The organism is Rhodoluna sp. (assembly GCF_036721215.1).
GTDB lineage: Bacteria > Actinomycetota > Actinomycetes > Actinomycetales > Microbacteriaceae > Rhodoluna.
The window spans coordinates 1-1345 of sequence record NZ_DAIMLM010000006.1; the positions used below are offsets into that span (position 1 = coordinate 1).

Here is a 1345-nt window from a genome sequence, read left to right on the forward strand (position 1 = left end):
TACTCGATGCCAAGAGACCCAAGTAGAACACCCAGGCAAAGGTGAGCCAAAGCTCTATAGTCTCAGGAAGGTAAGCTCCAAAAACAAAGCGTGCCGTGAGCACAATCGCTACCGCCTGCAGGGTTGCGGAGACGAAAACCTGACCGAATTTTCCGATGAAGTAAGAAACAGGGGAAATTGGCGAGCCCGAAAGTCTCCGCAAAGTTCCGTCGTGCTTTTCAATAGCCATATCAATACCCAAGTTCTGAGTTCCCGAAACCAAAACTCCCATAGCCAACATGGCTGGCAGGTACACATCTGCAGAAGTTAGAACTCTTCCGGCTCCGGGTACATCAATTTCAAGGTTTGAAAATGCAGCAGTGAAAATAACCAGCATCATCAGAGGGAAGAAAAAATTGAAAAAGACAGCGTCAGGTGTTCTGATGTAGCTCTTTAGCTCGTATCCAATTCTCCTTATGCCAACGCCAAGAGTGGAAGGTAGCTCAGTCTTCAATCTTCACCCCGTTTCGATGGTCAGCAATTAGCTGAAGGTAAACCTGCTCGAGATTCGGTACCTTGACCTGAAGGTTCTCTGGTTCCGTGCCAATTCTTTTTGAGAGCTCACCAATAAACAAAGCTGGGTAATCGGTGTGCTCGATGCGTTGCACCCCAGCCTCCACCCAAGAGACCTCAGGTTTGCGACTCTCCCGACCACCGATCTCAGCAATTTTTCCAAGGGCAACAAGCTTTCCATCGACAATAACTCCGCCCCTGTGTCCAAGCTCCTCGGCTTCGTCTAGATAATGAGTGGTCAGCATGATTGTCATTCCCTCCTGCTGCAGCCCACGAATAACCTCCCAAAAAGCTCTCCTAACTTCTGGGTCAAAGCCAGTTGTTGGTTCGTCTAAAAACAAAACCTCAGGATTTCCGATCAAGCCCAGCGCAACATCTACTCTGTGCTGCTGACCGCCAGAGAGCTTTTTTATAGGCTCTGAAGCCTTACCCTGCAGCCCAACTGCCTCGATAACTTCTTCAACTTTTCTGGGGTTTGGATAAAGGCTGGCAAAGTGAGTGATTATGTCTCGGACAGAAAGTCGACCAAGGTCGCCAGCGGATTGTTGAACTATTCCAATTCGAGCCCGGAACGCACGGCTGGCTCTTTGTGGATCCTGACCGAGAACATTTACTTCTCCCGATGTTCTGGTTCGAAAGCCCTCCAGTATCTCTATCGTTGTTGTCTTTCCAGCCCCGTTTGGACCGAGAAGAACGAAGGTCTCTCCCCTTGAGACACTAAAACTTACGTCGTCGACAGCCTGAAAGTCTTTGTACCTCTTTGATAGACCCACGACTTCGATTGCACTCATAC

At 49.0% G+C, this 1345-nt stretch carries 2 protein-coding genes; both read right to left on the bottom strand.

Annotation, left to right across the window (positions count from 1 at the left end; all coding sequences use genetic code 11):
- Nucleotides 1-493: ABC transporter permease (locus AC9UCN_RS06415; protein ID WP_509525099.1), on the bottom strand; the 493-nt coding region annotated here is incomplete at its 3' end.
- A complete protein-coding gene (locus tag AC9UCN_RS06420; protein ID WP_509525102.1) occupies nt 483-1343 on the bottom strand; it encodes an ABC transporter ATP-binding protein in 861 nt (286 codons plus the stop codon). The genes AC9UCN_RS06420 and AC9UCN_RS06415, both read right to left, overlap by 11 nt.
- Nucleotides 1344-1345 lie beyond the last annotated feature (2 nt).

What these genes read in the sequence shown, in the direction of transcription:
- AC9UCN_RS06420 (WP_509525102.1), bottom strand. Translation starts at nt 1,343, where the DNA reads ATGAGTGCAATCGAAGTCGTGGGTCTATCAAAGAGGTACAAAGACTTT.